Below are 21,068 nucleotides of genomic sequence, written 5' to 3'. Positions count from 1 at the left end.
AAGATGAAACATAAAACACTTTATAAATTTATAGGGCAAACAATCTTGTATTTCGCTATTTTCTTAGCCCTACTTTATTTCTTTAGTTACCTTGGTCAAGGTCAGGGTGGCTTTATCTACAATGAATTCTAAAGGAGATCCCTACCGTGTCAAACCAACCAATTACTGATATGATCGAGGCGATTGAGCGCTTCGCCCAACTGCAACCAGACTATCCTGTCTACAATGTCCTTGGAGAAGAGCATACCTATGGCCAATTGAAGGCGGATTCAGATAGCTTAGCAGCCTATATTGACCAAATGGGACTTCCTGAAAAGTCACCTGTTGTGGTCTTTGGTGGCCAAGAATATGAAATGTTAGCAAGCTTTGTGGCCTTGACCAAATCTGGCCATGCTTATATCCCAATTGATAGCCACTCTGCCTTGGAGCGCGTGTCTGCCATTGTTGAAGTGGCTGAGCCAAGCTTAATCATTGCTATCAACGAGTTTCCTATTGAAAACCCAGCTGCTCCAATCTTGACCTTGGAACAAGTGCGTGGAGTTTACGCGGCTCAGCATGCCTATGATTTGCAACATCCGGTCAAAGGGGATGATAACTACTACATCATCTTTACTTCAGGGACAACTGGAAAACCAAAAGGGGTGCAAATTTCGCATGATAACTTGCTCAGCTTCACCAACTGGATGATTACAGACAAGGAATTTGCGACGCCAGAGCGCCCGCAAATGTTGGCGCAACCACCCTATTCCTTTGACTTATCTGTTATGTACTGGGCACCAACTTTGGCTCTTGGAGGAACGCTTTTTGCCCTTCCATCAGCCATCACTCAAGACTTTAAACAACTCTTTGCGACCATCTTTTCTCTCCCGATTGCTATCTGGACTTCGACACCATCTTTTGCAGATATGGCTATGCTGTCTGAAGATTTCAATGCTGAAAAGATGCCAGGTATTACCCATTTCTACTTTGATGGGGAAGAGTTGACCGTTAAAACGGCTCAAAAACTGCGCGAGCGTTTCCCAAATGCGCGCATCATTAATGCCTATGGGCCAACGGAAGCAACGGTTGCTTTGTCGGCGGTTGCTATCACAGATGAGATGTTGGCAACCCTGAAACGCTTGCCAATTGGTTATACCAAAGAAGATTCTCCAACCTTCATCATTGATGAGGAAGGAAACAAATTGCCAAATGGAGAGCAAGGAGAAATCATCGTGTCTGGACCGGCTGTTTCAAAAGGTTATATGAATAATCCAGAGAAAACAGCAGAAGCTTTCTTCGAATTTGAAGGACTTCCAGCCTACCATACGGGAGATGTCGGAACCATGACAGATGAAGGTCTTCTTCTCTATGGTGGTCGGATGGACTTCCAGATCAAGTTTAACGGCTACCGCATTGAGCTAGAAGATGTTTCTCAAAACTTGAACAAATCTCAGTACATTGACTCGGCTGTTGCAGTACCGCGCTACAACAAAGATCATAAGGTGCAAAATCTCTTGGCCTATGTCATCTTAAAAGATGGGGTCAAGGAACAATTTGAGCGCGAAATTGATATCACGAAAGCCATTAAGGAAGATTTGGAACACATCATGATGTCTTATATGATGCCTTCAAAATTCCTTTACCGTGATAGCTTGCCGCTAACTCCAAATGGGAAAATCGACATCAAAGGGTTGATTAGCGAGGTTAACAATCGATGATCGAGTTCTTGAAACAGCTCCCTCATTTAGAACCCTATGGCACCCCGGTCTACTTTATTTATCTGATTGGGGCCTTATTGCCTATCTTTGTTGGTCTCTTCTTTAAGAAGCGTTTCCCAGTCTATGAGGCCTTGGTTAGTCTAGCCTTTATTGTTTTGATGTTGACAGGGACGGATTTGAAACAAATCTATGCGGTTCTTTTCTACCTCTTTTGGCAAATCCTTTGGGTCTATTCTTATAAAATCTATCGAAGCCAGCGTGATAACAAGTGGGTCTTTTACCTTCACTCTTTCTTGGTCGTTTTGCCCTTGGTTTTTGTGAAGGTGCAACCAGCCATTGATGGGACCCAGTCTTGGATGGGCTTCCTTGGGATCTCCTATCTGACCTTCCGAGCGGTAGGGATGATTATCGAGATGCGAGATGGGACCCTCAAAGAATTTAGTCTCTGGGAATTCTTGCGTTTCTTGCTCTTTATGCCGACTTTTTCAAGTGGGCCGATCGACCGCTTCAAACGCTTCAATGAAGATTACCTAACGATTCCAGATCGGGATGAGCTCCTCGATATGCTGGAACAGAGCGTCAAGTATATCATGCTTGGCTTTCTCTATAAGTTTATTCTAGCTCATATCTTTGGTCATCTCTTGCTAGGTCATGTCAAGACTTATGCCCTTCTTCAAGGGGGCGTCTTTAACCTAGGAACCTTAGGTGTGATGTATGTCTTTGGTTTGGACCTCTTCTTTGACTTTGCAGGCTATTCCATGTTTGCCCTTGCGGCATCTAATTTGATGGGAATTAAGAGCCCAATCAACTTTAACCTTCCTTTCAAATCACGTGATTTGAAGGAATTTTGGAATCGTTGGCACATGAGCTTGTCCTTCTGGTTCCGTGACTTTGTCTTTATGCGTCTGGTCATGGTTTTGATGCGAAACAAGGTCTTTCAGAGTCGGATTACAACGTCAAACGTTGCCTATATCATCAACATGTTGGTCATGGGCTTCTGGCATGGAGTGACCTGGTATTATATAGCCTATGGGCTTTTCCACGGACTTGGTCTTGTGATCAATGATGCCTGGCTTCGGAAGAAAAAAACAATCAATAAAGAACGTAAAGCAAAAGGACTAGAGCCCCTACCAGACAATCGCTGGACACAGGCTCTTGGAATCTTTATTACCTTCAATACCGTTATGCTGTCCTTCCTGATCTTCTCAGGCTTCTTGGATCAGCAATGGTTTCCAAAAATAAAATAAGAAAAGGAAAAATGAAAAATGGATGTAAAATCACAAGTAATTGAAATTATTGACGAATTGTTTATGGAAGATGTCTCAGACATGATGGATGAGGATCTCTTTGATGCTGGTGTCCTTGATAGCATGGGAACCGTTGAGTTGATTGTGGAATTGGAAAACCGCTTCGATATTCGGGTTCCAGTATCTGAATTTGGTCGTGATGACTGGAATACAGCCAACAAAATCGTAGAAGGCGTCATGGAGCTTCAGAATGCTTAAACGATTGTGGCTGATTCTGGGTCCTGTCTTTTGCGCCATGGCTCTTGTCGCTACTCTTCTCTTTTTCTATCCGATTAACCACAAACACAATCTGACAGAAGAGAAGAAAGCAGCGGTCAGCTTGACAGCAGAAGGCTTTAAAAGTCGCGCCCGTAAGGAAGAAGCACTCGGGGATCCCAACTATCGTTTTGTACCCTTCTTTGGTTCCAGCGAATGGCTGCGATTTGACATCGTCCACCCAGCAGTACTAGCAGAGAAGTATGATCGCTCTTATCGTCCGTACTTTTTAGGACAACGAGGGGCGGCGTCCTTGAACCAATATTTTGGGATGCAGCAAATTCTTCCTCAACTAGAAGGGAAAACGGCTGTCTATGTGGTATCTCCCCAGTGGTTTACGAAGGACGGTTATGATTCATCGGCCTTCCAACAATACTTTAACAGCGATCAATTAACTAGTTTTTTGGCTAACCAAGAAGTTGGACCAGCAAGCCAGTATGCAGCAAGCCGTCTCTTGCAACAATATCCAAATGTTGCTATGCAGAGTGCGCTTGAAAAGCTATCAAATGGGAAACCTTTATCGGGTTTTGAAAAAGGGCTTAATCAGACCTTTATGCGGTTTGTTCGTCGAGAGGATGCCTTCTTTAGCACCTTTATGGCTATGAATAATAGCAACTATGAGAAAAAAGTTCTGTCCCGCCTAGATCGCCTACCGGATAGCTTCTCTTATGATGCCCTGAAAGAGATGGCGACAGCAGAAGCTAAGAAAAAAACTAGCAATAACAAGCTGGGAATCAGTAATAGTTTCTATAAAAGTCGAATTGCTAGAAAGTTAAAGAAACTGAAAGGATTTCAAAAGAAAGAATCTTATCTCCAATCGCCTGAATACAATGATTTGCAATTGGTCTTAGATCAGTTTGCTCAATCGCGGACCAATGTTCTTTTTGTCATACCCCCTGTTAACTCCAAATGGATGGCTTATACTGGGCTGAGCAGAGATATGTACCAAAAGACGGTTGAAAAGATTCGCTACCAACTAGAAAGCCAAGGTTTTACCAATATTGCTGACTTTTCTAAAGATGGAGATAAGCCCTACTTTATGCAAGATACCATCCATATCGGATGGAATGGTTGGTTGGCCTTTGATAAGGTTGTTGACCCCTTTGTTTCCAATCCTCAACCTGCTCCTGAATACAAGATTAATGAACGATTCCTGAGTAAGGATTGGGCTGTCTACAAAGGACAACCAGATCAATTTCAGTAAGTAAAAGTAAAGAGGTTGAGCAACTCTAAACTCAGCCTTTTTCCTATGATTTCCCAACTTATTGACAGATGTGGATAAGAAGGAATCTGGATTTTAGACGAAAATCATGGATTTTAAGCATTTTTAGTCTCCTTTTTCCCCATATTATTCAAGTTATCCACAATTCTGTGGACAACTTGAATAAAAATTGTGGATAAGTAAGGATTCTCTTAAATTTTTGTGATATAAAAGAGAGGAGTTTAAATTTTTAGAGATGAAGAAAATTACTTTATACGCCTTGGTTCAAGGACTAGCCATCTTTCTGATTACAGGACTTCTGACCTTGCTGGTTAAAGGGGATTTCTTTTTTCGATTCCTGGCCCCAATCTTTGGGATCTTGGCAGCTATTATGCGCTTTGGCACTGCTTCTTTAATGAAAGTGTTCGTTCCGACACTTTATGAAGGAAGCGCAAATAAGAAAAAGGGTGATGCGAGCAAAGATTCTCATCAGTAAGACCATCTGAAACGGGGAAATTTTATGGAAAAAATCCTGAAAAGTACTTATCTTTAAAGCCTTTATGGTAAAATAGAAGGAAGAATATTAGTTTGGAGAGTAAAAATAGAATGAAACGTTCCATGTATGCTGGACGTGTTCGTGAGGAACACATTGGACAAGAATTGACCCTCAAAGGTTGGGTTAGTCGACGTCGGGATTTAGGAGGATTGATCTTTATTGATTTGCGTGACCGTGAAGGGATTATGCAATTGGTCATCAATCCAGAAACCGTTAGTCAAGAAGTGATGGCAACGGCCGAAAGTCTTCGTAGCGAGTATGTGATCGAAGTGACAGGTCAAGTTGCTGCCAGACAGCAAGCCAATGATAAAATTGCAACAGGTAAGGTTGAAATGCATGTTTCTTCTTTGACTGTCCTTAATACGGCAAAAACCACGCCATTTGAGATCAAGGACGGCATTGAAGCTAACGACGATACCCGTCTACGCTATCGATATTTGGATTTGCGCCGTCCTGAGATGTTGGAAAATTTGAAGTTGCGTGCCAAGGTGACTCATTCCATCCGTAACTATTTGGATGAGTTGGAATTTATCGATGTGGAAACACCATTCCTTTCTAAGTCAACACCAGAAGGGGCGCGTGACTATCTAGTTCCATCTCGTGTCAACAAAGGACACTTTTATGCCTTGCCACAAAGTCCCCAAATTACCAAACAGTTGTTGATGAATGCTGGCTTTGACCGCTATTATCAAATCGTCAAATGTTTCCGTGATGAAGATTTACGTGGGGACCGTCAACCTGAGTTTACACAGGTCGATTTGGAAACGTCCTTCCTGACAGAGCAAGAAATTCAAGATATCACAGAAGGCTTGATTGCCCGTGTCATGAAAGAAACTAAAGGAATTAAAGTGACACTACCTTTCCCACGTATGAAGTACGATGATGCGATGGCTCTTTACGGTTCTGACAAACCAGATACTCGTTTTGACATGCTCTTAATAGACTTGACAGAACTTGTAAAGGGTGTAGACTTCAAGGTCTTCTCGGAAGCACCAGCTGTAAAGGCCATTGTAGTGAAAGGAGCAGCTGACCAATACTCTCGTAAAGATATTGACAAGATGACTGAAGTGGCTAAGCAATATGGAGCTAAGGGCCTTGCTTGGGTCAAGGTAGCTGATGGTGCTTTAAATGGACCAGTTGCCAAGTTCTTGACAGATCTGACAACTGAGTTGACAGATGCTTTACAATTAGAAGAGAAGGACTTGGTTCTCTTTGTAGCAGATACCTTAGAAATTGCCAACGCAACACTTGGCGCTCTTCGCTGCCGGATTGCAAAGGACTTAGACCTCATTGATAACAGTCAATTCAACTTCCTCTGGGTAGTAGATTGGCCGATGTTTGAATGGTCAGAAGAGGAAGACCGTTACATGAGTGCCCACCATCCCTTTACACTCCCGCAAGCAGATACAGCTCATGAATTAGAGGGAGACCTTGCCAAGGTTCGTGCTATTGCCTATGACATCGTCCTCAATGGCTATGAACTCGGAGGAGGAAGTCTCCGGATCAACCAAAAAGCTTTGCAAGAACGCATGTTTACAGCACTCGGTTTTTCAAAAGAGGATGCGACAGAACAATTTGGTTTCTTGCTAGAGGCTATGGATTATGGCTTCCCTCCACATGGTGGATTGGCTCTTGGTTTAGACCGTTTTGTTATGCTCCTTGCTGGGGAGGAAAATATCCGTGAAGTCATTGCCTTCCCTAAAAATAACAAGGCTACAGATCCGATGACACAAGCTCCATCTGCAGTAGCTGATAAACAACTGGAAGAGTTAAGTCTTCAAGTAGAAGTAAAAACTGAGGAATAAGGATAGTAAAAGCGGAAAATCCCCAGAAGTTACTTGTGGGATTTTCCCTTTATTTATGAATTGAGAGATAATCATGAAAAAAACTCACTTAGGCAAAATCTTGCGTTATTATATACGAAGAATGGCCTATAACTTTAAATTACTAAGGGTCTTAAAAAGTATTTCCCGAGAGAAGTATGATGAAAAGATTTCGGCTTCTTTGGTCTATGGCTTCTTGTCTGCGGTTGCCGTGAACTTCTTTTTCCAGCCTGGAAGAGTGTATTCCAGTGGTGCGACAGGATTGGCTCAGATTATATCCGCCCTTAGTGATCGATTTTTAGGCTTTACCATTCCAGTTTCGCTATCCTTTTATGCCATCAACCTCCCTTTGATGATCATCGCTTGGTATCAAATTGGCCATAAGTTTACTATTTTCACCTTTATCACGGTGTCTATGAGTTCCTTCTTTATCCAATTTATGCCAGTGGTTACTCTGACCAATGATCCTATTATGAATGCTCTCTTTGGGGGGGTTGTTATGGGGACAGGGATCGGATTTGCGCTTCGGAACAATATCTCCAGTGGGGGAACCGACATTGTTAGTTTGACCATTCGAAAACGAACGGGTAAGAATGTCGGGAAAATATCTCTCATCGTCAATGGGACCATCATGTTGATTGCCGGGATGACCTTTGGTTGGAAGTACGCTCTCTATTCGATGATTACGATTTTTGTTTCTAGTAGGGTGACAGATGCTGTCTTTACCAAGCAGAAACGGATGCAGGCTATGATTGTCACCAGCCATCCTGAGGAGATTATTGAGAAAATTCATAAACGTTTGCATCGTGGTGCCACCATTATCCACAATGCGGAAGGAACCTACAATCATCAGGAAAAAGCAGTCTTGCTCACCGTTATTACACGAGCAGAGTTTAATGAGTTTAAACTTGTCATGAAAAAGGCTGATCCTCAAGCTTTTATTACCATATCTGAAAACGTTCATATTATTGGACGCTTTGTCGAAGTGGAAGATTAAAAAATTCCTGCAAGAAGTTCTTGCAGGAATTTTTTTATGCTTGTTCTACCAAGATCCAACCATGGGTTGGAATGGTAAATTCTTCTTGAGAAAGTTCTTGCTCTCTCCCATACACATGAGGGTAGGAAATCGCTAATTTTGCAGATTGTTTGAGTCGATAAGTCCATTCTTGATCCCCAAGGTTGACCAGGATAAGAAGCTTACGCCCATCTTTCTCGATGCTGTATGAGAAGGTGTTCACCGAAGTCCAAGTAACTTGACAATAGTCACGAATGGCTTGGGCATTCACAAGGCGGAGGAGCTCTTCCTTTTTACGATAGGCAATCAATTCGCGCAGGAACTGAATGTCTGTCTCGTAAGACATAGAGGAAAGCCAATCTAGCTGGTTTAGGCTATCTGGCAGATTATAGGTGTTTTCTTCTAGTCCTTTACTTCGATAGAATTCTTGGCCAGCATGAAGGAAAGGGACTCCTTGAGCTAAGAGAACCAAATGCAAGCCAAGACGGGCTTTAGTATGACGAAGTTCTGGTGAAATGGTAGGATCTTCCACTTTGAGATAATCATAGAAGGTCGCATTGTCATGGCACTCTACATAGTTAATCGCCTGTTGAGGACGAACAAAGTGAGGGGCTCCTTTACATCCAATATTAGCTGTCAAGACATTAGCAAGATCATTGGCCTGATAAGGACTGTCTACTCGCCCTTCATTTAAGATACTACGTTTAATGGTATCACGGAAATTGTCACTAAAGAAACCATAAGGACGGAGTTGCTCTGCGTTATATTGATGAGCGAGGAGATCTGGCTCCAGTCCAGTATCCATCTTCCAACCCTCCCCATAGAGGTAAATATTGGGATAAATAGCGGTTAATTCTTCTTGAATTTCCATCATGGTTTGATGATCGAGGATTCCCATGAGGTCAAAGCGGAAGCCATCAAAGCCGTAGAGTTGGACCCACTGTTTGACAGATTGTTTGATGTAGTTGCGAACCATAGCTCGTTCACTGGCTACATCGTTGCCACAGAAGGTCCCGTTGGTTCGCTGTCGGTTTTGGTCATAACGGTAGAAATAGCCAGGGACAATCCGCTCAAAGGCAAAGTCATCAGACAAGTAGACATGGTTATAAACCACATCCATGATGAGACTGATATCTGCTTCATGATAGGCATCAATCACTTGTTGCAACTCGATGATCCGTTGATAAGGATCGTTTGGTTGGGTGCAAAAACTTCCTTCAGGGACATTGTATTGCACAGGATCATAACCCCAATTATAGCCGGCAGCGGGATTGGTTTCATCTACGCTACCAAAATCATAGAGGGGCAAGAGCTGAATATGAGTAATGCCCAGGGATTTCAAATAGTCAAAGCCAAAGGTCTGTTCTCCATGCTTAGGAGATTCTAAGAGGGCTGGGAAGGTTCCAGGATGATGGAAACCAGCTTCTTTTTGCATGGAGAAATCACGGACACTCAGTTCATAAATAATGGCCTCAGTCGGATCCAATTGCGTCGCTGCACGCTGAATGGGGCGTTCAATCTTGTGTCGGTCGATGACATAGCTAGCTCCTGAATTGGCTTCAGAAGAAAGAGCATAAGGATCATGAACGATATGGGTTACACCGTTGACTTGATGTTGGTAGTAGTAAGAGGCTTTTTCCCAATCTCCCTCAAGTTCTAGACGCCAAACCCCTTTTTCTGTCCGCTCCATCGGGTAGGTAGTTTGGTTGATCAAGAGCTCAACCTCTTGAGAAATGGGAGCCCAGAAGGCAAAGGTCGTTTTTTCTTTTGAGTAATGAGCTCCTAAATCCTCTCCATCATAAGCATATAGCTGATCAAAGATGGGTTGGCGGACAATATCCCGGTAGTGGAGGAGGCAGGTTTCTCCTTTAGCGTTGGAGAGAGTATAGCTTTGACTCATGTCGATGGGAAGGGGGCTTCGAAGAGTTTTTTCTTCCTCTGTCGGCAAGAGTTCAATCGTTTTCGAACCAGACGTCAATGTAAAAGGAAGAAAGGCCGTTACGTTCTCTCCTCCTTCCATGCGAATCAAGTCTTGGTCATCTAAATAAGCTGCAAAGTGTGTGGTCATAGGTTCTCCTAAAGTTCAATAATCGAGTGTTCAATGAGTTGTCTGTAGCAAACAGTTTTGTTTTCCTTATTGTCTTTAATAATTTGGAGTAAGGTTCTGACAGATTCACGTCCTAGTTCTACCGTATTGATATCAATATAGGCGTCAATAGGAATCCGTGGTTTAATGGAGTCAAAGGAGATGATTGGAAGATCGACCTGTTTGTCACTCAAGTATCTCCGAACCCCTTCAGCAACCAGAATATCTGTTGTCATAAGTGCCTCTAGTTCTTCAAAAGGCAGGGTATCCATGATTTGATAGGAATTCTCCTCTAGCAAGAAACCGAAGGAGAATTTGACCAATTCCTCACGAAGTGGGATTTGGTGACTGGCAAGAGCTTCTTGGTAGCCCTTGTAACGGTCTTGGGATACGGCTAATTCCTTATTTCCTCCAACAAAGGCGATGTGTTGGTATCCCTTATTGATAAAATATTCGGTCGCATCAAAAGCTGCTTTAATATTGTCATTATCAACTAAGGATACGAACGGTGAGGTTGCTTTTCCTAAGATTAGGAAAGGGAATTTATCTTGAATACAGAAGTCAACCAGTGGATCCCCCAACTTAGAATAAAGGAAGATCAGTCCATCCACCCGTTTTCCATAAATCATCTGCTTAAGCTGTTCTAAACGGTGGGTTTCATCCGTTCCTGTGCAGATTTGGATAGCATAGTCATAGTCAGAAGCAACTTGGCTAATTCCCCGGAGAACCGTTGGGAAGAATGGGTTTTGGAAAAACACATCACTTTCATCAGGTAAGACCAGGGCAATCACCTGACTGGACTGGCTCACTAAGCTACGAGCATTAAGATTTGGGTGGTAATCCAGTTCTTTCATGGCAGCGCGAACCCGTTTTTTGGTTTCTTCACTAATAGTAGATTTGTTTTGAATCACTCGTGTAACGGTAGATGGTGCAACGCCAGCATGTTTGGCGACATCTTTGATGGTGACACGCATAAAAGACCTCCTTAAGGTTTATAATCAGGATCCCGGAAATGAGTCTTATAGAAGGCGAGCGCTAGGAATAAGACAAATAGGATATTTTGGATCAAGATGGTTGTTGTAAAGACTTGGTGGAATACTAAACTAACCAAAACACTGGCGAGAATAGGAAAACCTAGACAGTTGATGGTGAAATTGAAGCATTCTTTGAAAGTCTTTAAAGAGAAGAGACGCGACTTTCTTGTTAGATAGAGGAAGAAAGAAGCACCGAATACTAAAATTGCAAAATTCACAGCAGATAAGAAACCTGAAAAGAGGACGAGGAAGAGACTAACTGCCAATCGATTGGCTTGGAACCAATCTTTGGAAATGGCTTGGCTTAAAGCATCTTTGTTTTCAAGACTCTTTTGATTGATTGCCTGATAAGGAATGCTTGCAAGTTCTTTATTTTCTCTGCTGATCACTAGTTGGGTCTTATCGAAATAGAGGGTTAATTTTTCACCTAATGGAGTCCCTTCGTGATGACCAATGATCACATGGCCAGCTTTGTTCTTATGAACTCCAAAATGACTGGTATAGACTAGTTCATGCTGTTCAATACGGACATTTTCTTTCAAGTCTTTCATAACATCCTCTGTTAAGGGATCAAAGACATCGCTAACAAAGGTGGTTAAGGGGTAGGTCTGTAATTCCGCATTTTGAACGGCAACAGGAATCAGGGTCAAGGATAGAAGAAAGAGTGAGGTAAAGATCATTTGGAACCAGTTGAGTTGTTTGCGGTTCGCAAATGCTTTTCTTACCTGAAAAAGGCTGGAAAAATAATTAAATGGATAGGGCATGAAGAGACCTTTCTAATCTCCGGGATGGATTTCCCTTGTATGGAGAGCATAACAAGATTTTATCCTTAACCAAAGATGGGAGGAAGACCGGTAGCAAATCAATCAACTTGCTATCCTTGTCCCACTCCCATCCTTTCCTTAAAGATAAAATTTATGTGACTGGGAGAAAAGCACGAGAGAAAATTTCGTTCTTTTCATCATTGCTGGAAGGTTATAGAAAAGTTCATTTTATCCTTTATCCCCACCAGCTGTCAAGCCTGAAACAAAGTTCTTTTGAAGGAAGAAGAACAGCACACAGATTGGGACTGCAATCAGAATCGCACCTGCCGCAAAGAAGGCAATCTTTTGATTTTTTTGGTCGCTGATAAAGGTCTGAAGACCAACAGCTACCGTGTAATTGATTTCATCGCGAAGCAAGAATTTAGACAAGATGTAGTCTCCAAAAGGTCCCATGAAGGCCCAAAGAGCTTGGACCGCAATCATTGGGCGAACCAATGGAAGGACGATTTGCCAGAAGCGACGGAAGTGTCCAGCACCATCCAATTTTGCAGATTCATCAAGTGAAATTGGGACTGTATCGAAGTAACCCTTCATCAACCATGCGTTCATTGGGATTCCCCCACCGACATAGAGGAAGATCAGGAACCAACTGTGGTTCAAGGCATTCAACATAAGAGCCATAACGAAGAAGGCAGTCAAAGCAGCCATGGTAGGGACCATTTGGATAATCAAGAAGAAGACCAAACTTTGCTTACGAGCCAAGAAGTTATAGCGGCTGTAAGCATACCCTGCCAAGGTAATGATGGATGTTTGAGCAACCATGGTAATAATGGCGATAATCAAGGTGTTGAGATACCAAGTACCATATAGGGTATCCGTAAAGAGTTTTTGGAAGTTATCAAAGCTGAGACTGCCACTGAAATCAAGCGTAAAGGCACTGACGTTACCCGTTTTGAAGGCTGAAAGAACCGTGATCAACAAGGGATAGATGATGATGATGGAAAGGACAACCAAGTAGAGGTAAGTCAAGAAATGATTCAGGCGGCGTTTAAATTGAACTGAATTTTTCATTTTACACATCCTCCATATCAAATGCGTGCAGTTTCTTGAAGGCAATCATCGAGATCGAGATCACAATCAGAGAGATAATCAACGTAACCGCAGCAGCCATTGAGTATTGAGGTGATGAGTTCGTTGTCAATTTATAGATCCAAGAAATCAAGATATCTGTCGAACCAGCATTTCCTCCAACAGATCCAGGACCACCATCGTTAAAGAGGTAGATAATGGAGAAGTTGTTAAAGTTGAAGGTGTATTGGCTGATGAGCGTTGGTGCCGCAACCGCCAAAATCATTGGGAAGGTAATGTTGCGGAATTTTTGCCAAGCGTTGGCCCCATCAATATAGGCTGCTTCGTAAAGATCGTTTGGAATAGATTGCAAGATTCCGAGTGTCAAGACGTAAATGTAAGGGAAGCCGAGCCAACCTTGCATCATAATCAAAGCAATTTTCGTCCAAGTAGGATCTGTTTTCCAAGGAATGAGAACCCCATCCAAGAATGGGAAAATCTTCGCAAAGAGCGGAAGGACTTGCGCATTGATGGCCCCGATACTATCGTTGAACATGTTTGAGAAGGTCAAGATCGTGATGAAGGCAGGAACCGCCCAAGGAAGAAGGAAGATAACACCGAAGATGCGTTTTCCTTTAATGAATGGTTGGTTGGAAATAATGGCTGTCAAGATACCAAGAACGATTTGAAGAGTTGAAGCTGCCAAAGCCCAGATTAAGGTCCAGCCCAATACAGATGTAAAGGCAGAACGGAAGGTACTCAAAGTCCACATGTTGGTGAAGTTTTGAAGTCCGATCCAATCAAGGAGCGTAAAGCGAGCTGTATGCTTAAAGTCGTAGTTGGTAAAGGCAATCATCAAGGTAACCAAAACAGGGAAGATGATTGCAAAGGTCATGGCAATATAAGAAGGGATGATCAAGAGATAGGGGAAGCCATTTTCATAGATAGCATTCACCATCTCTTTGAGTGTCATCGGCACTCGAATACCGTTATTAATCCGCTTAGCTACAGTACCCGCATCTTTGATATTTAGAGCGTAGAACATCAAATAAACGACGGTGATAATTAAGTGGAAGGCACCACGAATCAAGATAAAAAGAGAATTATCTTTTCCACGGACAGTACCGAGAGTAACGAGTTTGGACAATTCCTCCAAACCAATACCGAAAAAGTAAGCGAGAAAGACAAGGGTTACACCAAGGAAGATGTATCCTTTTGCTTTCTGTTTGTTATAGATTTGTCCCAAACCAGGAATGAGGGATAACCACATTGCCTTTTTTGGGTTTTGTTGTGTTTCCATATCGACTCCTTATAAGTGAGCGACCAGAGGCCACATCACAATGAAAGGCTGGGAAACTTTCCCAGCCCCTTGGGAACTGTATTACTTGCCACCGAATTTTTGTTCGATAGTTTCTTTGATTAATTTAACAGCATCGTCAGCGGCATCTTTAGCAGATTTCTTACCACTTACAGCGTCGAAGAGCATAGTTGCAGCTGGATCCCAAACAGTACTCATTTCAGAGATGTTTGGCATTGGTTGTGCATTTTCAAACTGTTTAACAACGGCAGCAGTCAACTCATCGTTTTTACCAACAGCGTATTCACGAGCTTCTGTGTTAGCTGGCACTTCGTTAGTCTTATCGTATAAGGCTTTTTGTTGATCAGTTGTAGTCAAGAAGTCAACGAATTTTTGGGCTGCTTCAGGGTGGTTAGCACCTGCAGGGATAACCCAAGCTTTACCACCACCGAAGGCAGAGTAAGCTTTTCCGTTTGGAAGGGTAGGGATAGTTGCTACACCGTAGTTTACTTTTGCTTCTTTCAATGAAGCTGCTTTCCATGGACCATCGATGATGGCAGCTGTCTTACCTTCTTGGAATTGAGTTTGGATGAAGTTTGCAGCACCTTTAGTGTCTTGCAATCCTTTAGGCCATTTAGCATACCAAGTTTTCGCGTATTCGATACCATCGATAGCACCTTGGTTGTTCAAACCAATGTCTTTTGGATCTGTACCACCTTTACCGAAGACATATCCACCGTTACCTGAAAGGAGTCCGTATGCATAGTAGAAGTTAGTCCAGTCGGCAAGGAAGGCAGTATTTTTACCAGCTTCACCAGAGAAGTCATACTTGCTGTCTTTTGCTAATTCTTCAAGTTCACCAAATGTTTTTGGAGCTTCTTGGATGAGGTCTTTGTTGTAGTAAAGAACCAATGTTTCGATAACTGCTGGTGCACCATATACTTTACCACCGTTTGTTACAAGTGATTCAGTTGTTTTGTCAGTCTTGCTGTCTTTGTTCAATGTCACTTCAGCCAATTGACCGTCGTTACCAAGGCCACCTACGCGGTCGTATGGTGCCATCATAACGTCTGGAGCTTTACCTGATTGGTTGTCAAGAGACAATTTGTCCAATCCACCAAGAGCGTCACCTGTCTTGATAGTTACTTTTGTTCCACTTTCTTTTTCAAAAGCTTTCGCAGCTTCTTCCATGTAAGCTTTGTAACCATTGTCAACGTATACTGTCAACTCGTTTTCAGAAGCAGAAGTGTCGTCTTTTTTGCCTCCACAAGCTACCAAAAGAAGTGATGCGAATCCAACTGTACCAAGTACAGCAGCGCTTCGAAGAATTGTGCGTTTCATGATTTATTCCTCCTAAAGAATAAAAATAAGATTATTAGTTGAAAACGTTTTAGACAAACGTTTTCCTTAACACGAATAGTATATCACAGGGAGAAAACGTTTGCAAGCTCTTTGTGCAAAAATTTTTAAAATTTTTTTATCTTCTATATATATACACACAAATAGTTGACAAGAGAATAAGAAAGGGTTAAACTAGGCATGGGATGAACCTGCAGAAAAAATCATAAAAGTTTAGGAAATCTCTTGCATAAACTGCAGGAATACTTTATAATGGACACGTAACGCAAACGTTTTCCTTGGACGTTGCATAAAGATGACCTAGGGTCATTTATAAATAGGTTAAATTCCGTTCTATGTCTGATGGCTGGGCTTCTTCTATTCTTTCTGAGAGTCGGAGTTGGATCAGAAACAGTGTAGAAGTCTAGTCTATTTTTTCTTTGAAACAAAAAATATTAAACTAAAGGTGGTACCCTCAATGAAAAAACGCCAAAGTGGTGTCTTGATGCACATTTCATCCTTGCCTGGGAAGTATGGAATCGGTTCGTTTGGTCAAGTAGCTTACGATTTTGTGGATTTCCTGGTTCGGACTAAGCAACGGTATTGGCAAATTTTGCCTCTCGGAACAACCAGTTATGGAGATTCTCCATATCAATCCTTCTCAGCTTTTGCAGGGAATACCCACTTTATTGACTTCGATCTCTTGATCGAGCAAGGGCTCTTGGATGTATCTGATGTTGAAGGTGTTGATTTTGGTCAAGATCCAACAGAAGTAGACTATGAGAAGATCTTCGAACAACGTCGTCCCCTTCTAGAAAAAGCAGTTAAAGCTTTTATCGAAAACGGTGATTGGGATGACTTCAGCCGTTTTGTTGAGCAAAATGCAGCTTGGTTGGAATTGTTCGCAGAATACATGGCTATTAAAGAGCACTTTGAATTAAAAGCATGGACAGAGTGGCCAGATGCGGCGATTCGTGCACGTCAACCAGAAGCTCTTGCTTCCTACCGCGCTCAATTGGAAGACAAATTGACTTACCATCGAGTAACACAGTATTTCTTCTTTAAACAATGGTTGAAATTGAAAGCATACGCTAACGACAACCACATTGAAATCGTAGGGGACATGCCAATCTACGTAGCGGAAGATTCAAGTGATATGTGGGCAAATCCACACCTCTTTAAAACGGATGAAAATGGGAAAGCAACCTGCATTGCAGGATGCCCACCAGATGAATTCTCAGCAACTGGTCAGCTTTGGGGGAATCCAATCTATGACTGGGATGCAATGGACAAAGATGGTTATAAATGGTGGATTGAACGCTTGCGTGAAAGCTTCAAGATCTATGACATCGTGCGGATCGACCATTTCCGTGGTTTCGAATCTTATTGGGAAATCCCAGCTGGTTCTGATACAGCAGCACCAGGTAAATGGGTCAAAGGTCCTGGCTACAAACTTTTTGCAGCTGTGAAGGAAGAACTCGGTGACTTGAACATCATCGCAGAAGACCTTGGCTTCATGACTGACGAAGTTATCGAGCTTCGTGAGCGCACAGGCTTCCCTGGCATGAAGATTCTTCAATTTGCCTTCAATCCTGACGATGAAAGTATCGACAGCCCTCATTTAGCGCCAAACAACTCTGTTATGTACACAGGAACGCATGATAACAACACGGTTCTTGGATGGTACCGCAATGAAATCGACGATCCAACTCGTGAGTATCTTGCTCGTTATACCAACCGGAAAGAATACGAATCTGTTCCACATGCGATGCTTCGTACCGTCTTTGCTTCTGTCAGCTTTATGGCCATCGCTACCATGCAAGACTTGCTCGAGTTGGATGGTTCAGCACGGATGAACTTCCCATCTACTCTTGGTGGGAACTGGGCATGGCGGATGACAGCGGATCAATTGACGCCGGCTGTTGAGCAAGAATTGCTTGATTTCACAACCATCTATCGTCGTGAAAATACTGACTTGGTGAAAGAAGAAGCGAAAAAAGCAGAAAAATAATCGTTTTAGAAAGTTTGCTGATTTCAGCAAACTTCCCCCTATTAAATTGTTGAAACAAAGGAGATACCCAACATGGAATCATTACAAAAATATGTGATTGACCATCATCAAAAAACAATTGCAGAATGTTCAAACGAAGAATTGTACATTGCTTTGCTTAATTACACCAAGCAAGCAAGTGCCCAAAAGAAATTAAACACTGGTAAGAAAAAAGTTTACTATATCTCAGCTGAGTTCTTGATTGGTAAACTCTTGTCTAACAACTTGATCAACTTGGGTCTTTACGATGATGTCAAAAAAGAATTGGCTGACGCTGGCAAAGACTTGATCGAAGTCGAAGAAGTAGAATTGGAACCATCGCTTGGTAACGGTGGTTTGGGACGCTTGGCAGCCTGCTTTATCGACTCTATCTCTACTCTTGGATTGAACGGAGACGGGATCGGTTTGAACTACCACTTTGGTTTGTTCCAACAAGTCCTTAAAAACAACCAACAAGAAACCATTCCAAATGCATGGTTGACTGATCAAAGCTGGCTCGTTCGTTCAAGCCGTAGCTACCAAGTGCCATTCGCACATTTCACATTGACTTCAACACTTTATGATATCGATGTACCTGGCTACAAGATCGATACTAAGAACCGTTTGCGCTTGTTTGACTTGGAATCAGTTGATTCTTCCATCATCGAAGAAGGTATTAACTTTGATAAGACAGATATCGATCGCAACTTGACCCTCTTCTTGTACCCAGACGATAGCGACAAACAAGGGGAATTGCTCCGTATCTTCCAACAATACTTCATGGTTTCAAACGGTGCACAATTGATCATCGACGAAGCCATCGAAAAAGGAAGCAACTTGCATGACCTTGCTGACTACGCAGTTGTACAAATCAACGATACTCACCCATCAATGGTCATCCCTGAATTGATCCGTCTCTTGACTGAGCGTGGTATTGAAATGGATGAAGCGATCTCTATCGTACGTAGCATGACAGCTTATACCAACCACACGATTCTTGCGGAAGCCCTTGAAAAATGGCCACTTGAGTTCTTGCAAGAAGTGGTTCCTCACTTGGTTCCGATCATTGAAGAATTGGACCGCCGTGTTCGTGCTGAATACAAAGATCCAGCTGTTCAAATCATTGATGAGAATGATCGCGTACACATGGCCCACATGGATATCCATTATGGATACAGTGTAAACGGGGTTGCTGCTCTCCATACTGAAATCTTGAAAAACTCTGAGTTGAAGGCCTTCTACGACCTTTACCCAGAAAAATTCAACAACAAAACAAACGGGATCACCTTCCGTCGTTGGCTCATGCATGCCAACCCAAGCTTGTCTCACTACTTGGACGAGATCCTTGGACGCGACTGGCACCATGATGCTTCTAAATTGGAAGACCTTCTTTCTTACGAAGACAAGGCTGCTGTCAAAGAAAAATTGGAAAGCATCAAAGCTCACAACAAACGGAAATTGGCTCGTCACTTGAAAGAACACCAAGGTGTGGAAATCAATCCAAACTCTATCTTTGATATCCAAATCAAACGTCTTCACGAGTACAAACGTCAACAAATGAACGCTTTGTATGTCATCCACAAATACTTGGACATCAAGGCTGGTAACATCCCTGCTCGTCCAATCACAGTCTTCTTTGGTGGTAAAGCAGCTCCTGCCTACACCATCGCTCAAGACATCATCCACTTGATCCTTTGCTTGTCCGAAGTGATTGCAAACGATCCAGCAGTAGCACCACACTTGCAAGTAGTAATGGTTGAAAACTACAACGTTACTGCAGCAAGCTTCTTGATCCCAGCATGTGACATCTCTGAACAAATCTCATTGGCTTCTAAAGAAGCTTCAGGTACTGGTAACATGAAATTCATGTTGAACGGAGCTTTGACGCTTGGTACTATGGACGGGGCTAACGTGGAAATCGCTGAATTGGTTGGCGACGAAAATATCTACATCTTCGGTGAAGATTCAGAAACTGTTATTGATCTTTACGCAAAATCAGCTTACAAATCAAGCGAATTCTACGCTCGAGAAGCGATCAAACCATTGGTTGACTTTATCGTGAGCGACGCTGTTCTTGCAGTTGGTAAGAAAGAACGCTTGGAACGTCTTTACAATGAATTGATCAACAAAGACTGGTTCATGACTCTTCTTGACTTGGAAGACTACATCAAAGTCAAAGAGCAAATGTTGGCTGACTACGAAAACCGTGACGCATGGTTGGATAAAGTCATCGTCAACATTGCTAAAGCAGGATTCTTCTCATCTGACCGTACTATCGCTCAGTACAACGAAGACATCTGGCACTTGAACTAATTTGCTTTAGACTTTCTAGAGGAAATACAGTGATAATGAAAAAGCTCCTTTTGAATCATAGTTGGATTCGCTGGGAGCTTTTTTGCTGACAGAGAATCCGTCAGCTATCCCCTTGCACTTCCCATCGGATAAAGATATAATAAATAAGATAGATAGTAGAAATGAGGAATACGATGAAGAAAAAACCGATTTACATGTATGTTTTGCTGGTCCTTTCGTCTATTGGGACCATGTTGACCTTTCAGTCTTTCTTTGGAGAGAGCAAAGTGACGCTAACTGATGAAATGGCTACGGCCTTGAATTTGACAACTGCTTTAGAAAAAAAAGAATATGTATTCTTCCTAGAAAAGCTCATCCCCGACTTACGCGGTCCGGTCGCTTGGCTCCTGCTATCTCTGTTGATTGGAGCTTTAATGGCTGTAGCCTACTTCTTATTGGGTAAGGAAGACCTCATCAAGGCTTCTTATGCCTATTTTGGTCAAATTGGAGCCTTTGTCCTCATCAGTTTGCATACTCTCTTGGCTTATCGATCTAACACGTCAGTTTTTACTTCAGAAAAGTTACGGACCTTGATGCTCGGGTCCAGCATGCTGACCTTCCTTTTAAGTGTTGTGGTAGCCCTTGTTTATGTAGCTATTATCTACTTTAAACTACGAAGCTATCGAGCAAGTAGAGAAGGAAAAGAGTAGGACCTTCCTTGAAGTTTGACCAACATCATTTCTCTGGCCTTGGGGCGGGGGAAAAGCTTGTTTAACTGGAGTATCCAATGAAAGTATGTTTTGTTTATATCAGTTTGAGTGGCAATACCGAAAGTTTTGTCTGTCGTTTAAGTGAGTATTTAGTGGGACAGTATCCAGACCTCATGATTGAAAAAATCCATGTCAAAGAGCTCGTCAAGGAGGGCAAGCCCTTTTTTGAAGTGGACACTCCCTTTATCACCTTTTTACCAACCTATTTAGAGGGTGGAAATGGGGTAGACAACGGGGATGTGGAGATTTTGACGACCGATGTAGCAGACTTTATTGCCTATGGAGACAATGCTACTAAATGCTTGGGAGTTGTAGGATCTGGAAACCGCAACTTCAACAATCAATATTGCTTGACTGCTAAGCAGTATAGTCAGCGCTTTGGCTTTCCAGTCCTTGCGGATTTTGAGATGCGAGGGATGCTAGGAGATATCAAAAAGGTAGCTGGCATTATTGAAGACCTGTATCATTTTTAAACTGAATGAGGCTGGGTCAGTACAGTACTCTGCAAATACAAAAAGGACTCGAGATGTTTAATC

Annotated in this window: 18 protein-coding genes; 12 read left to right on the top strand and 6 right to left on the bottom strand. The window is 42.5% G+C overall.

Going from position 1 to position 21,068, the window contains the following annotated elements; genetic code table 11:
• The first annotated feature begins 3 nt into the window (after window positions 1–3).
• From E5S68_RS07855 to E5S68_RS07820, 8 genes are all read left to right on the top strand, one after another.
• Window positions 4–132 carry a teichoic acid D-Ala incorporation-associated protein DltX gene (locus E5S68_RS07855; protein WP_006595368.1) on the top strand — a complete coding sequence of 43 codons (129 nt, stop codon included), beginning with the start codon at window positions 4–6 and terminating at the stop codon, window positions 130–132.
• A 14-nt stretch (window positions 133–146) separates the two neighbouring features.
• Entirely contained in the window at window positions 147–1,697 is a 1,551-nt protein-coding gene (gene dltA, locus E5S68_RS07850) for a D-alanine--poly(phosphoribitol) ligase subunit DltA (protein ID WP_135783031.1), read from the top strand.
• The gene (dltB, locus tag E5S68_RS07845) at window positions 1,694–2,944 is read left to right on the top strand and encodes a D-alanyl-lipoteichoic acid biosynthesis protein DltB (RefSeq protein ID WP_135783030.1); all 1,251 of its coding nucleotides are present in this window, start codon (window positions 1,694–1,696) and stop codon (window positions 2,942–2,944) included. The genes dltA and dltB overlap by 4 nt, the downstream gene beginning before the upstream one ends.
• A gap of 18 nt (window positions 2,945–2,962) precedes the next feature.
• Window positions 2,963–3,202 (top strand): D-alanine--poly(phosphoribitol) ligase subunit DltC, encoded by a 240-nt coding sequence (dltC, locus tag E5S68_RS07840; protein ID WP_006595371.1) that lies wholly within the window; start codon window positions 2,963–2,965, stop codon window positions 3,200–3,202.
• Entirely contained in the window at window positions 3,195–4,463 is a 1,269-nt protein-coding gene (dltD, locus tag E5S68_RS07835; protein ID WP_135783029.1) for a D-alanyl-lipoteichoic acid biosynthesis protein DltD, read from the top strand. The genes dltC and dltD overlap by 8 nt, the downstream gene beginning before the upstream one ends.
• Before the next feature lie 253 nt (window positions 4,464–4,716).
• Window positions 4,717–4,956, top strand: a complete 240-nt coding sequence (locus tag E5S68_RS07830) for a hypothetical protein (protein ID WP_135783028.1) — start codon at window positions 4,717–4,719, stop codon at window positions 4,954–4,956.
• A gap of 110 nt (window positions 4,957–5,066) precedes the next feature.
• Window positions 5,067–6,821 carry an aspartate--tRNA ligase gene (aspS, locus tag E5S68_RS07825; RefSeq protein ID WP_135783027.1) on the top strand — a complete coding sequence of 585 codons (1,755 nt, stop codon included), beginning with the start codon at window positions 5,067–5,069 and terminating at the stop codon, window positions 6,819–6,821.
• A gap of 73 nt (window positions 6,822–6,894) precedes the next feature.
• Window positions 6,895–7,836, top strand: coding sequence for a YitT family protein (locus tag E5S68_RS07820; protein ID WP_135783026.1), 942 nt, complete (start codon window positions 6,895–6,897; stop codon window positions 7,834–7,836).
• A 34-nt stretch (window positions 7,837–7,870) separates the two neighbouring features.
• On the opposite strand, the gene pulA is transcribed toward E5S68_RS07820, so the two are convergent.
• From pulA to E5S68_RS07790, 6 genes are all read right to left on the bottom strand, one after another.
• Complete coding sequence (pulA, locus tag E5S68_RS07815) at window positions 7,871–9,922, bottom strand: type I pullulanase (RefSeq protein ID WP_135783025.1); 2,052 nt, start codon at window positions 9,920–9,922, stop codon at window positions 7,871–7,873.
• 8 nt (window positions 9,923–9,930) lie between these two features.
• A complete protein-coding gene (locus E5S68_RS07810; RefSeq protein ID WP_135783024.1) occupies window positions 9,931–10,914 on the bottom strand; it encodes a LacI family DNA-binding transcriptional regulator in 984 nt (327 codons plus the stop codon).
• Window positions 10,915–10,925: 11 nt separating this feature from the next.
• The gene (locus tag E5S68_RS07805) at window positions 10,926–11,738 is read right to left on the bottom strand and encodes a DUF1189 domain-containing protein (protein WP_135783023.1); all 813 of its coding nucleotides are present in this window, start codon (window positions 11,736–11,738) and stop codon (window positions 10,926–10,928) included.
• A 228-nt stretch (window positions 11,739–11,966) separates the two neighbouring features.
• Window positions 11,967–12,809 carry a sugar ABC transporter permease gene (locus E5S68_RS07800; protein ID WP_006596980.1) on the bottom strand — a complete coding sequence of 281 codons (843 nt, stop codon included), beginning with the start codon at window positions 12,807–12,809 and terminating at the stop codon, window positions 11,967–11,969.
• Window position 12,810: 1 nt separating this feature from the next.
• A complete protein-coding gene (locus tag E5S68_RS07795; protein WP_135783022.1) occupies window positions 12,811–14,106 on the bottom strand; it encodes a sugar ABC transporter permease in 1,296 nt (431 codons plus the stop codon).
• A gap of 81 nt (window positions 14,107–14,187) precedes the next feature.
• Complete coding sequence (locus E5S68_RS07790) at window positions 14,188–15,444, bottom strand: extracellular solute-binding protein (protein ID WP_135783021.1); 1,257 nt, start codon at window positions 15,442–15,444, stop codon at window positions 14,188–14,190.
• Between the two features lie 451 nt (window positions 15,445–15,895).
• Between E5S68_RS07790 and malQ the strand changes: the two genes are divergently transcribed.
• From malQ to nrdI, 4 genes are all read left to right on the top strand, one after another.
• Window positions 15,896–17,452 carry a 4-alpha-glucanotransferase gene (gene malQ, locus E5S68_RS07785; RefSeq protein ID WP_279635623.1) on the top strand — a complete coding sequence of 519 codons (1,557 nt, stop codon included), beginning with the start codon at window positions 15,896–15,898 and terminating at the stop codon, window positions 17,450–17,452.
• Window positions 17,453–17,524: 72 nt separating this feature from the next.
• On the top strand, window positions 17,525–19,783 hold the full coding sequence (gene glgP / locus E5S68_RS07780; RefSeq protein ID WP_135783019.1) for a glycogen/starch/alpha-glucan family phosphorylase: 2,259 nt from the start codon (window positions 17,525–17,527) through the stop codon (window positions 19,781–19,783).
• Window positions 19,784–19,956: 173 nt separating this feature from the next.
• Window positions 19,957–20,472, top strand: coding sequence for an ABC transporter permease (locus E5S68_RS07775; protein WP_135783018.1), 516 nt, complete (start codon window positions 19,957–19,959; stop codon window positions 20,470–20,472).
• 65 nt (window positions 20,473–20,537) lie between these two features.
• Entirely contained in the window at window positions 20,538–21,005 is a 468-nt protein-coding gene (nrdI, locus tag E5S68_RS07770) for a class Ib ribonucleoside-diphosphate reductase assembly flavoprotein NrdI (protein WP_135783017.1), read from the top strand.
• Window positions 21,006–21,068 lie beyond the last annotated feature (63 nt).

It is taken from the genome of Streptococcus rubneri, assembly GCF_004785935.1.
Lineage (GTDB): Bacteria > Bacillota > Bacilli > Lactobacillales > Streptococcaceae > Streptococcus > Streptococcus rubneri.
Note: the sequence above shows the minus strand (reverse complement) of the source record. Positions and strands in the feature narration are given on the sequence as shown.

What these genes read in the sequence shown, in the direction of transcription:
- E5S68_RS07855 (WP_006595368.1), top strand. Translation starts at nt 4, where the DNA reads ATGAAACATAAAACACTTTATAAATTTATAGGGCAAACAATCTTGTAT.
- dltB (WP_135783030.1), top strand. Translation starts at nt 1,694, where the DNA reads ATGATCGAGTTCTTGAAACAGCTCCCTCATTTAGAACCCTATGGCACC.
- dltC (WP_006595371.1), top strand. Translation starts at nt 2,963, where the DNA reads ATGGATGTAAAATCACAAGTAATTGAAATTATTGACGAATTGTTTATG.
- dltD (WP_135783029.1), top strand. Translation starts at nt 3,195, where the DNA reads ATGCTTAAACGATTGTGGCTGATTCTGGGTCCTGTCTTTTGCGCCATG.
- E5S68_RS07830 (WP_135783028.1), top strand. Translation starts at nt 4,717, where the DNA reads ATGAAGAAAATTACTTTATACGCCTTGGTTCAAGGACTAGCCATCTTT.
- aspS (WP_135783027.1), top strand. Translation starts at nt 5,067, where the DNA reads ATGAAACGTTCCATGTATGCTGGACGTGTTCGTGAGGAACACATTGGA.
- E5S68_RS07820 (WP_135783026.1), top strand. Translation starts at nt 6,895, where the DNA reads ATGAAAAAAACTCACTTAGGCAAAATCTTGCGTTATTATATACGAAGA.
- pulA (WP_135783025.1), bottom strand. Translation starts at nt 9,922, where the DNA reads ATGACCACACACTTTGCAGCTTATTTAGATGACCAAGACTTGATTCGC.
- E5S68_RS07810 (WP_135783024.1), bottom strand. Translation starts at nt 10,914, where the DNA reads ATGCGTGTCACCATCAAAGATGTCGCCAAACATGCTGGCGTTGCACCA.
- E5S68_RS07805 (WP_135783023.1), bottom strand. Translation starts at nt 11,738, where the DNA reads ATGCCCTATCCATTTAATTATTTTTCCAGCCTTTTTCAGGTAAGAAAA.
- E5S68_RS07800 (WP_006596980.1), bottom strand. Translation starts at nt 12,809, where the DNA reads ATGAAAAATTCAGTTCAATTTAAACGCCGCCTGAATCATTTCTTGACT.
- E5S68_RS07795 (WP_135783022.1), bottom strand. Translation starts at nt 14,106, where the DNA reads ATGGAAACACAACAAAACCCAAAAAAGGCAATGTGGTTATCCCTCATT.
- E5S68_RS07790 (WP_135783021.1), bottom strand. Translation starts at nt 15,444, where the DNA reads ATGAAACGCACAATTCTTCGAAGCGCTGCTGTACTTGGTACAGTTGGA.
- glgP (WP_135783019.1), top strand. Translation starts at nt 17,525, where the DNA reads ATGGAATCATTACAAAAATATGTGATTGACCATCATCAAAAAACAATT.
- E5S68_RS07775 (WP_135783018.1), top strand. Translation starts at nt 19,957, where the DNA reads ATGAAGAAAAAACCGATTTACATGTATGTTTTGCTGGTCCTTTCGTCT.